Here is a 13,976-nt window from a genome sequence, read left to right as displayed (position 1 = left end):
GTTTGACCGATGTTAGCGCTCGTTCACATTGTGCGACATCGCGAGCGCTTGTGTCTTTGACCGCAAAGTCCGTACGTTCGAGTGATGGAGCTCACCCCGTTCCCCCGGTCGCTCGACTATCCCGAGGTCCCGGTCGGCTCGGTGCTCGCCGGCGCCGCTGCCCGCTGGGGCACCCGCACGGCCTTCGCCCACAGAGGCCAGAGCCTCACCTTCGCCGAGACGTACAGCGCGGCCTGCCGCTTCGCGAACGCCCTGCGCGCCGAGGGCGTCGGGCGAGGCGACGTCGTCGCGCTCCACCTGCCGAACTGCCTGGCGTACCCGGTCGCGTACTACGGGATACTGCTCGCCGGGGCCACCTTCAGCCCGGCGAACCCGCTGCTCCCGCCGGACGACCTCGCCTTCCAGCTGGCCGACGCCGGGGCGGTCGCCGCCGTCACCGTCGGCCCCGTCGCGCGGGTACTCGCTTCGCTCCGTGACCGGACATCGGTCCGGCTGAGCATCGTCGTTCACCCGCCCGAGGCATTGGGGCAGGGAGAGGTGGAGTTCACCGAGTTCTCCTCCGCTCACTCCGACGAGCGGCCGGACGTCGAGATCGACATCTACCGCGATCTCGCCCATCTGGCGTACACCGGCGGCACCACCGGACGCTCGAAGGGCGTGTGCCTGCCGCACCGGAACGTCGTGGTCAACAGCCTTCAGAGTTCTTGCTGGCGGCTGGGCGCGGTCCCGGCCCTCGACGCGTCAGGAGAGGTGATCGTCGAGCAGCTCGGCGGTCCGGACGAATGGCCGTCCCGGATCGGCACCGGCGTCGCCCTCAACCTGACGCCGTGGTTCCACGCCATGGGCACCATCGCCGCGCTCAACGTCCCGCTGCTCGACGGCGGCACCGTCGTCCTGCAAGACCGCTTCGACCCGGCGGCGTATGTGGCCGACGCCGAACTGCTGCGGGTCACCACGATCGGCGGAGCACCGGCGCTGTTCGCCGCCTTGCTCGCCTGCCCCGAGTTTCACACAGCCGACCTGTCTTCGGTACTGACCATCGGTTCCGGCGCGGCGCCGATGAACCACGAGATGATCCGCGCCCTGCAGAAACGCTTCCCCGGAGTGATCATCACCGAGGGCTACGGCCTCACCGAGGTCACCATGGGCGCCGTCATCGCGCCGTCGTATCGCTCCGCCACCCGGAAGGTGGGCTCGGTCGGCCTTCCGCTGCCCGACACCGAGATCAAGATCGTCCCGGCCGAAGGCGGCGAAGATCCTTTGCCCGCCGGGGAAAGCGGTGAGGTGTGCCTGCGCGGCCCGCAGGTGATGACCGGCTATCGCAACCGCCCCGAGGAGACCGCGGCCGCGCTCGTCGACGGCTGGCTGCACACCGGCGACATCGGCATCCTCGACGAGGACGGCTATTTGTCCATTGTGGACCGCAAGAAGGACATGCTGCTGTACAAGGGATACAACGTCTTCCCACGCGAACTCGAAGAGCTGCTGATCACCCTGCCCGGCGTCGCCGCGGCGGCCGTCGTCGGCAAACCGGACACCGAAGTCGGCGAGCTACCGGTCGCGTTCGTGGTGCGCAGCGACGAGAACGTCACCGCCGAGCAACTCCTGGAGGCCGTCGGCGCCCGCGTCCTGCCGTACAAGCGGCTGCGGGCGATCCACTTCGTCGACCAGATCCCGGTGTCGGCCGCCGGGAAGGTGCTCAAACGGGAACTGCGGAAGCAACTCGCCGACTGACGCTCAGCGGCCGCGGAGGTTGCCGATCACCAGCTCCGCGGCCTTGAGCGCCGCCGCGCACCGATCATCGCCCCAGTACTCGGACTTGCCGTCGTTGACCTGGGAGTAGCTGAACCCCAGCAGCTCGGTGTCCGTTGCTCCGACCTCGACGGTGCAGGCACTGAGGGTGGAGCCGTTGTACTCGAAGACCGACGGGTTCCCGACCTGTTCGACCGCGGGAAGACCGTGGATCGACAACTCACGCCACCGTGAGAACTTCGACGGATCTCGCTTGTGCTGGTCCACCCGCTCCTCAAGACCGCCCGTGGCCGCCCGGGGGATCCCCACTGTCAACGAGCCCGCGCGGAACTGGTCCCACTTGCAGGCGCGGTCATATCCGACGGAGTACCGCTCCGCTTTCACCTTGTCCGGCGGATCAGCGATCAGCGCGGCGACTTCAGCACGACCGAGAACGCCGCAAGGGTCCACGGTGAAGGAATCCAGCGGCAACGGATCTTGTACCGGCACGACCGGAATCGCAGGCCCCGTCAGGGCAGGCGAAGGTCCGTTCTCGAGAATTCTCCCGCTGCCACAACCGGCAACCAGCAAGGTCAACAGGATGCAGCCGCCCAAGCACAAAGGTCGCAAACGCCGCCCTTCCGTCACTCGCCGCAGGTCAACGGCCACGCAGATTGCCGATCACGAGCTCTGCCGCCTTGAACACGGCCGCACACCGATCAGCACCCCAATACTGAGAACTGTCTTCACCGCCGACTCGGTAGCCGAACGTGAGCGCTGCGTCATCCGCCATACCGACCACCAGATCACAAGACTTCATGTCGCCGGATAAGCGGTACTGGGCTGCGGGCAGGCCGCCGATCGACAATTCTTGCCACCCGGGGTAGAGGCCAGGGTCTCGCTCACTGAGCGCCGCCAGCTCAACGAGGGTCTTTTCTTTCCCAGCGGGAAGGCGCACGCTCAGCAATGGCCCACGCCAGACGTACCACGAACATCCTGTCGGAGCCGAATCGGCTCGACTGGGATTGACCTGATCCGGCGGATCAATGATCAGAGCCGCGACATCCTCACGCTTCAACGAGCCACAAGGATCCGCTCGAAAAGACGTAAGATCCACAGGATCCTTCACAGGAGCGAGCGGGATCGCACCTCCCACCCGAGCCGGTACGGGCGGACCATCGAGGAGCGGGTCCGGCTGGCCCAGATCGCAACCGGCGACCAGCACGGCCACCGCGAACAAGACCATGAACGCCGGCCTCATGCTATTCCGGGAACGCATCCGGCTCAACCTTCCATTGCTTCTGCTCGTCAACTCCGGAACCCGCACGCAGGTCCGGAACCTCGACGAAATTCGCTTTGATCTGCTCGAGACCGACGGCGCTCCCCTTGAAACCATTGATCACCTTGACCGCTTCGGTGAACAAGGCGACGATTCTCGTCACGAGATTCCCGAGTGCCTCGATGACCGAATCGATGACATCGGCGAAGCCGATCAGATTCACCACTGGAATGACAGAGGCAAGAGCGGCGACAAGCGCCTTCAAATCAATCTTTGCCAGCTCTCCTGCACACTCACCCGAGAATCCGATGGCCGCCGCATAGGTTTCTATCACCTTGTTCGCGATATCAGTCATCACTCCGGAAACACTGGCCACCGCCTCTTGCTCCGCCTTGAGCGCATTGGTGACGTTGGCGGCGTGCGCGACGAACTGATCGGCGGCCCGGCCGGTCCAGGTTCCGGCCAAGGACTGGACACCTACGGCGTTTCCGAGAAGCCTTGTCCGAATGTCGTCGAGCATCAAGAATACATCAGAACGACCGACAATCGGAAGTCCGGCGAAATCACGGATCTTCTGATCTGCGGCGACCGGGTACGGCGGCAATTCACCCACGATCATCCCCCATCCTTCTCGAGGTGACGGAGGCGCTTGTAGTATTCCTCGTCCTGTGCGTCGTAATAGTCGGCGGCCTTGTCCATGGCATCGCCCACTTTGAACAAACGTTCAAAGCCGCGAGTGCTCTTCTCCTGCAATTCGGCGATCATCCCGTTGAAGGCTTCGATGATGCCTGATTGCTCACCGAGCAGGCCGACGTCGTGAACGCCAAGCCGCAGTCCGTCGATATCGACATCGGCGAAATCACGAAGGCGACCCGCGGCATGAAAAACATCCTCGGTCGCCCTCCGAAGGGCTTCCGGGTAGACCTCATACCCCGAGCCTCCGGAGTCGAGTGGATCGAACGGACCACTCATCGAAGCCGCCCCCTTGCCGCTTCCTCGATCACCGAGTCACGCCTCGTGCGCACTTCACTCTCCGCGTCATTGATCGCCCGAAGGACGTGCCGGGCCAGGCTTGCCTCTGTCTGCGTCTCGACGGCATCGGGGTCCAAGTCGACTGAGGTCAACGTCCCCTTTCCGTCCACCGTGACCGTTCCGAGTCCCGCTGCGATACGCCAAGTCAGCATCGCCGTCCGGCCTGTTTCCGCGGCCTCCTCGATCGCGATTACTCTGGCATCGATCTCCTTGGCCAGGTGATACAACCTGTCGTGAGTGTTCACCGGTGTCCGCCCTGATCGTCGGGATCGTCATCGGAGAGAAAGTCGACCTGATCGAAACTCTCTTCGTAAGGCGCTTCGTCTCGCACGCTCCGAGAACGCCGAGGTCCAGCGGGCGCCGGCTGGGCTGAACCCGGTATCGCCCGGTCAGCAGGCAGGTATGCCGACGCCGGCTTGTTTCCGAGCAGGGCCGCCAGCTCTGGTGCCGCAGCCGAGTGCGCGACGCCACGCGCGGCCTGGACGGCCTGCACGATGCTGTTTCCGAGCAGCTGAGGGTGTGCGCGGTCCAGTGCGTGGTCCGAGATCCGCAGATCGACGAGTTCGCCGCGTCCGGTCACCGTCGCGGCCACCGCCTGATCCGCGGACCGTCCAATGTGCACGGTCCCCGTGAGTCGGGCTTCCATGGCCCGCACCCGATCGCGAAACACTCGCGGATCCTGCGGCGCCGTCATGACGGCATCACAAAGCAAAGCATCGTGCTCCCTCCTCCACCACCGGACCGTTCTGACCGGCAGTGCCCGCCTGACACCTTACTGTGACGACGGGTGCCCGCAAGCAGGTTCCAAAGAACCGGAGGAAATGGAGCAGATTCAGCCTTCGACGCGTTTACGCAGTGCGGCGTCCTTGTCGAGCACCAGCTGTTCCAGATCCGCCTGGAACCGCGCCATCTTCGCCTGAAGCTCCTCGTCGGACGCGGCGAGGATGCGCACCGCGAGCAGGCCCGCATTGCGCGCCCCGCCGACGGAGACCGTCGCGACCGGGACGCCCGCGGGCATCTGCACGATCGAGAGCAGCGAATCCATGCCGTCGAGGTACTTCAGCGGGACCGGCACGCCGATCACCGGCAGCACCGTCGCCGACGCGACCATGCCCGGCAGATGCGCGGCACCGCCGGCGCCCGCGATGATCACGCGCACACCGCGCGAAGCGGCCGAAGCCGCGTAGTCGAGCATCCGCTGCGGAGTGCGGTGCGCCGAGTAGACCCCGACCTCGTATTCGACGCCGAACTCGGCCAGCGCCTGCCCGGCCGCTTCCATCGTCGGCCAGTCCGAATCGCTGCCCATGATCAGGCCAACCTGCGGCGCCATTTCCTACTCCTAGTGAATTTCGTAGCCGTCGAGCCAGACGGCGTGGGAAAGCCAGTGCGCGGCGAGCAGCGCGCGGTCGCGCAGCTCCTCCATGCGGTCGCCGACGAGGTTGACGTGGCCGAGTTTGCGGCCGGGACGCTCGCCCTTGCCGTACAGGTGCACGCGGATGTCCGGGTACCGCGCGAACAGGTGGTGCAGCCGTTCGTCCGGGCCCATCTCCGGAGCCTCGGGGGCACCGAGGACGTTCGCCATCACACAGGCGGGGGCGATCAGGTCGGTCACGCCGAGCGGGTAGTCGAGCACGGCACGCAGGTGCTGCTCGAACTGTGAGGTCTTCGAACCGTCCTGGGTCCAGTGTCCCGAGTTGTGCGGGCGCATGGCGAGTTCGTTGACCAGCAGGCCTTCGCCGGTCTCGAACAGCTCGACGGCGAGCAGGCCGGTCACGTTCAGCGTCGCGGCGATCCGCAGCGCCAGGTCCTGCGCTTCCTGCGTGCGCTCGACGCTCAGCCCCGGCGCCGGCGCGAGCACCTCGGTGTTGATCCCGCCGGACTGCACGGTCTCCACCACCGGCCACGCCGCCCCCTGTCCGAACGGCGACCGGGCCACGAGCGCGGACAGTTCGCGCCGCATGACGACCTTTTCCTCGACCAGCAAGGGGGTTCCGGCGTCGAGCAGTTCGGGGACGGTCTCGCGGGCGTGCTGCGCGGTGTCGAGCATCCAGACGCCGCGACCGTCGTAGCCGCCTTGCGCCGCCTTGAGCACCACCGGCCACGAGTGCTTGTCGCCGAAGGTGATCACATCGTCCACAGAGGACACTTCGGCGAAGGCGGGTCCGGGGATCTCGAGCCCGGCCATCATCTCGCGCATGACGAGCTTGTTCTGCGCCATCGACAACGCGGCCGGGTCGGGCCGGATGGTGACGCCTTCCATCGCGAGCGTCAGCAGGTGCTCGCCGGGGACGTGCTCGTGGTCGAAGGTGAGCACGTCGACCCCGGCGGCGAACGAGCGCAGCGCTTCGAGGTCGGTGTGGTGCCCGTGCACGACCTCACCCGCGACGAGGCCGGCGGATTCGTTCTCCCCGGCGGCCAGCACGCGCAGGGACTGGCCGAGGGAGATCGCCGCCTGGTGGGTCATCCTGGCCAGCTGTCCGCCGCCCACCATGCCCACGATCGGAAGACCGGTTCGTTTGTCCATAACGACGGAGAGATTACTTGGCCGCCACCGCCACGACCTGGGCGGACCCGCGTCGCAGCTCCCGCACCGCCAGGCCTGTGATGGCGATCGCAGCCGTGAGGACGTAGACGTTCCCGAGCAGCGACCAGCCGAGGCCCCAGCCGAACTCGGTCTCCCCGCCATTGGGCACGAACATGATCAAGCCGCTCGCGAACAGCACCGCGACACCCGCGGCCGGCACCCACGATCGGCGGAGCACGAGCAGGACGAGCAACGGCACCGTCCACACCCAGTGGTGTGACCAGGACACCGGCGAAAGCAACAGCCCGTAGAACGCGGTCACCAGCAGCGCGCCGACCGGGTCGCCGCGGCGGTGCAGGCGCACGACCAGCCAGACGGCGGGTACGGCCAAGACGGCGGCGATCGCGATGGCCACCGTCAACGACCACGGCGCGAGTTCCGAAGCCCGGTTCACCAGGCCGTTGAGCGACTGGTTGAAGATCCAGTGCACGGAGCCGACCCGGCTGGGGTCGGTCGCCGATTCGGTCCAGAACCGGACGGCGTCACCGGGGATCACCGCGAACATCACGGCTTCGAGCGCGACGAACGTGCCGAGCGCCCGCAGCGCGTCCTTCCAGCGGCCGGTGAACAGCAGATGCGGCACGAAGATCAACGGCGTCAGCTTGATCGCGGCCGAGATCCCGATCAGCACCCCGGCCCAGCGCGAACCGCGCGCCGAAAGCACGAGGATGTCGACGACGATCAGTGCCATCAGGATGAGGTTGATCTGGCCGAGGAAGATCGTCTTCCAGACCGGCTCCAGTGCCAGCGCGCCGGCCGTGGCCAGCGGCAACACCCACCACCGGGTGATGAGGGCGCCGCAGGCGCGGGCGACCACGGAGATCACGACGCTCAGGCAGACCAGGGAAAGCGCGCCGATGACGCCCCAGGTCAGCCCGTCCGGGACGATCGCGAGCGGCAGGAACAGCGGCGCCGCGGCCGGGGTGTAGGTGAACGGCAGCAGCACCCACGGAGGCAGCGTCGTCAGCGCCTCCCGGGTGTAGAGCGGTTCGCCCTTCAGCAGCGTGAGAGCGCCGGCCCGGTAGACGGCGCTGTCCGCGCCGAGGTGCCATTCGCCGAGCCACGCGACCACGCCCAGCGCGAGCATCGCCAGTGCGAGCGCACCCGCCAGCGTGATCCCGACAAGCCTGGCCTCAGCCGCCGGACGTGACTTCAGCATGCTCGTCGTTAATCCCCACAGCGGTGTGCCCCGTGCCCTGCTTCCGGCGCAGGTACCACCAGCGTCCGGCGAGTGCGAGCGCCAGCACCAGCGGCATGAAGATGTACGCGCTGCCGAGGATGTTCTGCCACACCTGCCAGTGGAGCTCGACGTTACGGCCGTTCGGCAGGATCAGCAGGACACAGCTGATGAAGACGAAGAACACCGCGAAGGTGCCGAGCCAGCGTTTCCACGCGGTGGCGGGCGTGGTCTTCGGCAGCCGCGAGACCAGGAGGACGACCAGCGGCGCCACCCACACCCAGTGATGGGTCCAGGAGATCGGCGAGATCAGCAGGATCCAGAACGCCGTCACCAGCATCGCCGCGAGCGCCTGGCCCTTGCGATGGAAGCGCAGCACCAGCCAGATCGCCGGGATCGCGAGCAGCGCGCCGATCCCCATCGCCGCTTTCGACGCCCAGGGCGCGAGCTCGGTGAAGCGGTTCATCAGCGCGTTCAGCGACTGGTTGCCGGCCCAGTGCACCGGGCCGATGCGGCCGGTGTCGGGCAGGGTGTAGGTCCAGTACCGCGCCGCGTCGTGCGGGATGATCAGGAACATCAGGCCCTGCATCACGACGAAGGTGACGAGCCCGCGGACGGCGTCCATCCGGCGGCCGGTGATGAACAGATGCCCCAGGAACACGATCGGGGTGAGCTTGACCGCGGCCGCGACGCCGACGAGCACGCCGCCCCAGCGGCTGCCCCTTGCCCCGATGACCAGGATGTCGAGCATCACCAGCGCCATCAGGATGATGTTGATCTGGCCGAGGAAGATCGTGCGCCACACCGGCTCGAGGCCGAGGAAGACCAGGAAGAACGCGATCGTCGACCGGGCGGGCGAGGCCCACCAGCGGGGGCCGTCGGTCGAGGGCTTCGGCAGCGCGCCGATGGCGATCCGGACGCACAGCGCCAGCGCGAGCAGCGAGACCGCGGTCAGGAGCCCCCAGGCGACCTGCGTCGGGACGATCGCGAGCGGGATGAACAGCAGCGCGGCGGTCGGCGGGTAGGTGAACGGCAGCAGCGCCCACCACGGTTCCACCGGAAGGGTGTTCGCGTCGTACAGCGGGTCGCCGTTCAACAGCGTCTCGGCACCGGCGCGGTAGACCGCGCTGTCCACGCCCAGCACCCATTCGTGCTGCCAGCCCCAGATACCGAAACCGATCGCGACCAGCGGGATCACGGACAGGATCAGGATCGATCTCGGCCGGACGGACAAGCGGGCGAGCGACTTCCGCAGCGACAGTCGATGCTGCGGGCGGCTCGCCGAAACGTCGCCGTTGGCGTCGGCGGGAACAGTCCGGGTCACGCGAACAGGAAATCATGAACCGGGTCGTCCCTGGTCGACAGGGTCGGCCGTGACCTGGAGAACGTCTTACGCTACCCCACGTCAGGAACGCGCGAGGGTGCCGAGGAGATCGCACGCGAGGTCGTAGGTCGCCGGGAGGCGGACCGCCGAAATCTGCGGGCGGCCGGTGTCACGCAACTGGGCGTCCACGGAAAGCCGCTCGTTGAGCGCCCTTCGCAGCGCGACGCCGGACGAAGCGAGCCGCACGTCCTTCGGTACGAGAGCGCCCGCGACGGACGGCCCGATCGAGGCGACGCTCTCCCCGCCGTCGAAAACCTGCTTCAACGCGTCCGCGACCAGGATCATCCCGGTCAGCCGGGGCCAGCCCGCGACCGAGCTGAAGTCCATCGAGACCACGAGCAGCGTGTGCGCCTCCGCGACCGGCCGCTCGTCACGGCGGGCCTGGCGGTACAGCTCACTCAACCGGGTCCTCAGGTACGCGGCGGTGGGCAGGCCGGTGAGGGGTTCGGTGACCTCGGTGTTCACCAGCTGGTCGGTCGCGACGTCCGCCCAGGCGAGCGCCGTCACCCGGAGCAACCGGGACGGTGTGGAGTCGACGTCCGGCGCGAGGAAACCGTCCACCGCGTCCGGGTCGGCGAGCACGGCGTGCAACGCCGCGAGGTCCGCGAGCGTCTCGGCCAGTCCCGCGCCCGCTGCGGCCCGTGCCCGGCCCAGCCCCGCGAGTGCGGTCTCCGCCACTTCCGCGGGAGCGACCCGGCCGTTCTTGATCACCGCCGCGCAGACGGCGTCGACCTCGGGCAGGCCCCAGTCGCTGGGGAAACGCCAGCCCGCGGCCAGGCTGGCCGTCCGCCAGCGGGCCCGCAGTGCGCGGAGCGTGCGATCTCGTTCGAACCGGTTCCAGGCGGCTTGCCCGTCGGATCCCCCGGACGGCGCACCGGTGGCCGGTACGTCCACTGCCCACCGCCCCTTTCCGTTCCGATCTTTTCGATCTTGCGATCGCTTCACGGTGGGGACGCCCGTCCACGCCGCGCGTGACGGCGTTTTTCAAGGATCTTTCCGAACTCTCCATCCATGCCCCCGCCACCACCCTCAACGGACGCGCTGCGCGCGCGGCTCGAAATCAACCCGGGGCGGGTGAAGGTGTTGCGCTCTCCGGGTCATCGACGGGGCCGCGAGGTGACGTGCGTCGCCCAGTCCGTCACACTGAGCGGGTTCGGGCGTTTAAGACAGTAGACCCGCCGAACCAGCAGATGAAGGAGCCCCGTGTCCACCGTTCCCGCCGATCTCTCCGGTAAGAGTGACGCCGAGCTGATCGCCGAGGTGCGTGACGGGAAGATCGCGTCTTACGGAACCCTTTACGAGCGCCACGCCGGCGCGGCGCACAACCTCGCCCGCCAGCTCGCCCGCTCGAGTTCCGAGGCCGACGACCTCGTTTCGGAAGCCTTCGCGAAGGTGCTGGACACGCTGCGCGGCGGCAAAGGCCCCGACGCCGCGTTCCGCGCGTACCTGCTGACCGCGCTCCGGCACACCGCCTACGACAAGACGCGCAAGGACAAGCGCGTCGACCTGAACGAGGACATGTCCGACGTCGGCGGCGCCATCGGCGAAGCGCTGACTGTCCCTTTCTCCGACACCGCCGTCGCCGGGCTCGAGCGCACGCTCGCCGCGAAGGCGTTCGCCCGGCTACCCGAGCGGTGGCAGGCGGTGCTGTGGCACACCGAGATCGAGGGGCAGACGCCCGCCGAGGTCGCGCCGCTGCTGGGCCTGACCGCGAACGGTGTCTCCGCGCTCGCCTACCGCGCCCGTGAAGGACTGCGGCAGGCGTATCTGCAGGTCCACCTGGCCGAGAACTCCGCCGAACGCTGCCGCGCGAGCGCGGACAAGCTCGGCGCGTGGACCCGGGACGGGTTGTCCAAACGCGAACGGACCCAGGTGGAGAACCACCTGGACGAATGCGAGAAATGCCGCGCGCTGGCCGCGGAACTGGCCGACGTCAACACCGGTCTGCGCGGGATCATCGCGCCGATCGTGCTCGGTGGCGCGGCCCTCGGTTACCTGGCGACGACCGGGGCGGGCAAGGCGGGCGCGGTCACCGCGGCCGCGACGGCCGCAGCGGCGGGCTCGAGTTCGGGCGCCGCCGCCGGCGCGGCCGCGGCCGGACCGCGTCAATTCGCCGGAGTGGCCGGATCGAGCGCGGCCATCGTCGCCGCCGTCGCGGTGGCGCTCGCCGCCGGTGGCGGCACGCAGGAGATCCCGGCAGCCGCGGCGGTCCCGCCGCCCGCCGCGGCACCCGCCCCCAAACCGGCCGACCCGCCCCCGGCACCGCCTGCCGCCCCGCCGCCGGCGCAGCAGCCGGTGCCGCCCGCCCAGCAGCCGGTGCCGCCCGCTCAGCAGGTGCCTCCTCCGGCGCCCGCTCCCGCGCCGACTCCGACGCCCGCCGAGCCGCCCGCGCCTTCGCCGGTGATCCCGGCGCCTCCGGTGATGACCGCGTCGACCCCGTCCGGTGGTGTCCAGCTCAAGCCCGGTGAGGCGGCCAACCTGCCGATCACCGTGCGCAACGACGGCGGAACGAAGTCCGAGCCCGTGGCGGTCTCGCTGAACCTGCCGAAGGGTGTGCGGGCCGTTCCCGCCGCCGGCGGCGGCGCGATGGGCACCAACGGCTTCCGTCAGCAGGCACCCTCCACGATCGCGGTGAGCTGCCCCGGCGGTACCGGTACGGTGACCTGCCGGACCGGTACCGGTCTCGAACCGGGGCAGTCCGCGGTGCTGACCTTCCGGCTGCTCGCGGACGAAACGGCCGTGGACGGCAGCGTGGTCACCGGATCGGTGACGGCGGGCGCGCAGATCAAGGTTCAGGTCGAGGTGAAGGTCAAGGTGCCGGCGCCGCCCGCACCCGTGGACGGCCTCACGCTGACAGCCAAAAGCGTCGGGTTGTCCTCGTTCCCCTGGCACCGCAACCCGCTGCTGAACATCAGCGTGAAGAACACCGGCAAGTCGACGAAGCCGGTGACGATCACTATCGACCACCGCATTCTCTACTCGTCGAGCTTCTCCGGCATCCGATGCACTCCGACCGGCGAAGGTGCGTCGTGCACTTCGCGTGGCTCGCTGGCTCCGGGACGCCAGGCGAACCTGATGGTGACGCTGAAGGGCCGTCCGCCTGCCCATGTCCCGGTGACGGTGAACGCCACCCTCGGCACTGCCAAGGCGAAGCCGGTCGAGGTCTATTTCGGCTGCTGGCACCACTGGTGTGACGACAACGCACTGCTTCCGCCGACGACGGTGCCTTCGCTGCCTTCGGTCACTTCGAAGCCTCCGGCCAGCATCGACACGACGAAGCCTGGACGGCCAGGGTGGCCTGTTCCGTCGAAGAAGCCTTCGCCGTCCGTGACGCCTTCGGAGCCTTCGAATGAGGAGCCGTCCCAGCCGGGGACGACCACGACGACAACCACCAGCGCTCCGCCGAAGCCCGGGAAGTCCAAGCCGACCACGCGGCCCAACGGAGTGGTCGACCGCATTTTCCAGTAGCGTCGCGCGCATGCGGGGGAAGCATCGCGAACTGCTGCGGTTCGTCTTGGTCGGCGGCGCGAGCTTCGTCATCACGATGACGATCACCTACGGGCTCAAGTTCACCGTGCTGACCGACAAACCGGTGACCGCGCTGATCATCGGCGTCCTGGTGGCGACCGTTTTCTCGTACGTCGCGAATCGTGAATGGTCCTTTCGCTCCCGCGGCGGGCGTGAGCGAGCCCACGAAGCCGCGCTCTTCTTCCTGCTCAGCGCGATCGCGCTCGGTCTCAACGCGCTTCCGCAGCTGGTTTCGCGGTATGTGTTCAAGCTGGAGCAGCCCTACGTCGGGCTGCTGGCCCAGGAGATCGCCGACTTCGTCAGCGGCGTGATCATCGGCACCCTGCTCGGCACGGCGTTCCGCTGGTGGTCGTTCAAGAAATGGGTCTTCCCGGAGGCCGGCGCGCGGCCGCGACTGCTGCGGGGCGGCGGGCAGGACATTTCCGCCATTCCCGACGATCCCGCCGCCTGATCCGCCCGCCGCGCGGCAGCAAAGGTCCCTTGCTCTCTTTTCGCAGGTCATCGCAACACCAGCGGAGGCAGGGCGAGTGGTCGTGAGTGGCGATTCGTGTTCTAACCCGAATCGCCACTCACGACCCGCCGCCGAATCGCCCAAAGCGCCCTATATCGCGCTGTCCATCCCCTGCCGACCCGTTCGGCGGCCGACGCGAATTAGACTGATCTGGTGACCGTGGTCGAATCCGTCCTTTCCAGGACGCCCGAGCCGCTCCGATCCGTGCTGATCAAGCACCGTGAGCTGTTGAAGTTCGCGATCGTGGGCGGCACGACGTTCCTGGTCGACAACGGCGTCTGGTACCTGCTGAAACTCAGCGTGCTGGAGTCGAAGCCGACCACGGCGAAGGCCATCGCGATCATCGTCGCGACGATCGTGTCCTACATCCTCAACCGCGAGTGGTCCTTCCGGACCCGCGGCGGCCGCGAACGGCATCACGAAGCCGCGCTCTTCTTCGTGATCAGCGGCATCGCCGTGGTGGTCAACCTGATCCCGCTGTACACGTCGCGCTACATCTTCGACCTCGAAGTGCCGCACGTGACGCGGTTCGTCCAGGAGCTGGCGGATTTCACCAGCGGGTCGATCATCGGCATGCTGCTGGCGATGTTCTTCCGCTTCTGGGGCTTCAAGAAGTGGGTCTTCCCGGATGAGCTGGGCAAACGCCGCCGGGACAGCGACGAGCCGGACGAGGACGTCATTCCGCTCCGCTAAGTACTTGTCAAAAGACATGTGATTGTCTAGGGTCATCCATGTCAACGTTCCTTCACT

The 13,976-nt window shown here is 67.8% G+C and carries 15 protein-coding genes; 4 read left to right on the top strand and 11 right to left on the bottom strand.

The window, feature by feature from the left end; genetic code table 11:
- Positions 1–84: 84 nt before the first annotated feature.
- Positions 85–1,734, top strand: coding sequence for a class I adenylate-forming enzyme family protein (locus tag AC0685_RS09985; protein WP_478225188.1), 1,650 nt, complete (start codon positions 85–87; stop codon positions 1,732–1,734).
- A 3-nt stretch (positions 1,735–1,737) separates the two neighbouring features.
- Here the strand turns inward: AC0685_RS09985 and AC0685_RS09980 are convergent, their stop codons facing one another.
- The 11 genes from AC0685_RS09980 to AC0685_RS09930 all read right to left on the bottom strand — a co-directional run bounded on the left by AC0685_RS09980 (position 1,738) and on the right by AC0685_RS09930 (position 10,081).
- Positions 1,738–2,379 (bottom strand): DUF3558 domain-containing protein, encoded by a 642-nt coding sequence (locus tag AC0685_RS09980; protein ID WP_478225187.1) that lies wholly within the window; start codon positions 2,377–2,379, stop codon positions 1,738–1,740.
- A gap of 10 nt (positions 2,380–2,389) precedes the next feature.
- Positions 2,390–2,977, bottom strand: a complete 588-nt coding sequence (locus AC0685_RS09975; protein ID WP_478225186.1) for a DUF3558 domain-containing protein — start codon at positions 2,975–2,977, stop codon at positions 2,390–2,392.
- Between the two features lie 16 nt (positions 2,978–2,993).
- A complete protein-coding gene (locus AC0685_RS09970) occupies positions 2,994–3,629 on the bottom strand; it encodes a hypothetical protein (RefSeq protein WP_478225185.1) in 636 nt (211 codons plus the stop codon).
- A complete protein-coding gene (locus tag AC0685_RS09965; RefSeq protein ID WP_478225184.1) occupies positions 3,626–3,982 on the bottom strand; it encodes a hypothetical protein in 357 nt (118 codons plus the stop codon). Before AC0685_RS09965 ends, AC0685_RS09970 begins: the two co-directional genes overlap by 4 nt.
- Positions 3,979–4,287 (bottom strand): YbaB/EbfC family nucleoid-associated protein, encoded by a 309-nt coding sequence (locus AC0685_RS09960; protein ID WP_478225183.1) that lies wholly within the window; start codon positions 4,285–4,287, stop codon positions 3,979–3,981. The genes AC0685_RS09965 and AC0685_RS09960 overlap by 4 nt, the downstream gene beginning before the upstream one ends.
- The gene (locus AC0685_RS09955; protein WP_478225182.1) at positions 4,284–4,736 is read right to left on the bottom strand and encodes a YbaB/EbfC family nucleoid-associated protein; all 453 of its coding nucleotides are present in this window, start codon (positions 4,734–4,736) and stop codon (positions 4,284–4,286) included. Before AC0685_RS09955 ends, AC0685_RS09960 begins: the two co-directional genes overlap by 4 nt.
- A 138-nt stretch (positions 4,737–4,874) precedes the next feature.
- A complete protein-coding gene (purE, locus tag AC0685_RS09950; protein WP_340684515.1) occupies positions 4,875–5,372 on the bottom strand; it encodes a 5-(carboxyamino)imidazole ribonucleotide mutase in 498 nt (165 codons plus the stop codon).
- A gap of 9 nt (positions 5,373–5,381) precedes the next feature.
- The gene (locus AC0685_RS09945; RefSeq protein ID WP_478225181.1) at positions 5,382–6,566 is read right to left on the bottom strand and encodes a 5-(carboxyamino)imidazole ribonucleotide synthase; all 1,185 of its coding nucleotides are present in this window, start codon (positions 6,564–6,566) and stop codon (positions 5,382–5,384) included.
- Between the two features lie 13 nt (positions 6,567–6,579).
- Positions 6,580–7,785, bottom strand: coding sequence for a glycosyltransferase 87 family protein (locus AC0685_RS09940; protein WP_478225180.1), 1,206 nt, complete (start codon positions 7,783–7,785; stop codon positions 6,580–6,582).
- Complete coding sequence (locus AC0685_RS09935; RefSeq protein WP_340684518.1) at positions 7,760–9,127, bottom strand: glycosyltransferase 87 family protein; 1,368 nt, start codon at positions 9,125–9,127, stop codon at positions 7,760–7,762. The genes AC0685_RS09940 and AC0685_RS09935 overlap by 26 nt, the downstream gene beginning before the upstream one ends.
- Before the next feature lie 81 nt (positions 9,128–9,208).
- On the bottom strand, positions 9,209–10,081 hold the full coding sequence (locus AC0685_RS09930; protein ID WP_007031897.1) for a nucleotidyl cyclase domain-containing protein: 873 nt from the start codon (positions 10,079–10,081) through the stop codon (positions 9,209–9,211).
- 309 nt (positions 10,082–10,390) lie between these two features.
- Here AC0685_RS09930 and AC0685_RS09925 point away from each other — a divergent pair, with 309 nt between their 5' ends.
- From AC0685_RS09925 to AC0685_RS09915, 3 genes are all read left to right on the top strand, one after another.
- The gene (locus AC0685_RS09925; protein ID WP_478225179.1) at positions 10,391–12,655 is read left to right on the top strand and encodes a sigma-70 family RNA polymerase sigma factor; all 2,265 of its coding nucleotides are present in this window, start codon (positions 10,391–10,393) and stop codon (positions 12,653–12,655) included.
- 10 nt (positions 12,656–12,665) lie between these two features.
- Positions 12,666–13,166: a GtrA family protein gene (locus tag AC0685_RS09920; RefSeq protein ID WP_478225177.1), complete on the top strand. Its 501-nt coding sequence runs from the start codon at positions 12,666–12,668 to the stop codon at positions 13,164–13,166.
- Between the two features lie 213 nt (positions 13,167–13,379).
- Positions 13,380–13,919: a GtrA family protein gene (locus AC0685_RS09915; protein WP_034304834.1), complete on the top strand. Its 540-nt coding sequence runs from the start codon at positions 13,380–13,382 to the stop codon at positions 13,917–13,919.
- The last annotated feature ends 57 nt before the right edge of the window (positions 13,920–13,976 follow it).

The organism is Amycolatopsis sp. NPDC043889 (assembly GCF_056435645.1).
This window is presented reverse-complemented; position numbering and strand designations above follow the sequence as displayed.